The organism is Bacillus sp. 05T31, from assembly GCF_056396725.1.
In genome coordinates this window covers 1-1,380 of record NZ_JBFTMA010000911.1, presented here as the reverse complement: position 1 = coordinate 1,380, position 1,380 = coordinate 1, and the positions used below count along the sequence as shown (strand labels likewise).

Below are 1,380 nucleotides of genomic sequence, written 5' to 3'. Positions count from 1 at the left end.
TTCTAATGTAGTGTCAGTTAATGMACGGAATGTATTTGTGTAATCTGCTTTATATTTTTCCATTGCTTTTAAAAGTTTCTCAATAAGTGATTGATCTTGCTCTTCGTTGCTAAATAGTCCTAATTTCTTCTTCATTCCGAGGAACCAATTGTTTTCGTACTGCACGCTGAACTTTGAAATTTCATCTTGGGCAATTTTTAGCGCTGCTTCTTCATCTTCGTGTAGAATCGGCATTAAAGATTCAGCTAATCGTGCAAGGTCCCATGCAGCCATATACGGCTGATTTCCATATGCGTAGCGGCCCTTTACATCAATAGAGCTAAATACTGTTCCTTGGTCATAACTATCCATAAAGGCACAAGGACCGTAATCAATCGTTTCACCGCTAATCGTTATATTGTCAGTGTTCATTACGCCGTGAATGAAGCCGACGAGTTGCCATTTTGCGATAAGGCTTGCTTGTCTCTTAATGACTTCTTGTAGTAGTGCGACATATGGATTTTCAGTAGATTCAACCTCTGGATAATGTCTCTTTATCGTATAATCAGCTAAAGCTATGAGATCCTCGATTGATCCGCGAGCTGCAGCATATTGGAATGTTCCAACGCGTATATGACTGCTTGCAACTCTAGTTAAAATAGCTCCAGGTAACTTCGTTTCGCGATATATTGGTTCGCCAGTYGAGACTACTGCTAAACTGCGAGTAGTCGGAATATCAAGTGCGTACATCGCTTCACTAATAATATACTCACGTAGCATCGGGCCGAGCGCAGCACGGCCATCACCGCGGCGTGAATATGGAGTAGGGCCAGAACCTTTCAATTGAATATCAAAGCGTTCGCTTGAAGGAGTAATTTGTTCTCCGATTAAAAGGGCACGACCATCTCCTAACATGTTGAAATGACCAAATTGGTGTCCAGCATACGCTTGAGCTAGTGGGTGAGCCCCTTCTGGAATTGCATTACCAGCGAGAATAGCAATTTCAGCTTCCTTTTTTAGATCCTCAGGATTAAAACCAAGAGATATTGCTAATGAGTTATTTAGTTTAATTAACTCCGGTGAGCTTACAGGAGTTGGGGGGATTTCTGTATAAAATGATTGTGGTAATGTAGTATAACTAGTATCTAAATTCCAACCTGTTTCATTATTTTTAGTCATTTTATCTCCTCCTTTTTGTGTTTTGAATTATGTATGTGTACGTATATATTCTTTGTAAAGTTAACTAAAAGTATAATATGTTATTTCCCCTTGCAATCTATTGTAAGGACTTCAGTGCATTGTGTCTATTTAACAGCAAATATAAAAACTCCATTTTTCAAAAAGATTGATCAAAATGGAGTTTTTGTTATCATTCATTATTGAGCAAACTACATAGTAAAC

1 protein-coding gene is annotated in these 1,380 nt (G+C 38.5%); it reads right to left on the bottom strand.

The annotated features are described in order from the left end of the window. Positions 1–1,158 (bottom strand): protein adenylyltransferase SelO (locus tag AC1DJR_RS29810; protein ID WP_477004237.1); only part of this gene is annotated, 1,158 nt, incomplete at its 3' end. Positions 1,159–1,380: the final 222 nt, after the last annotated feature.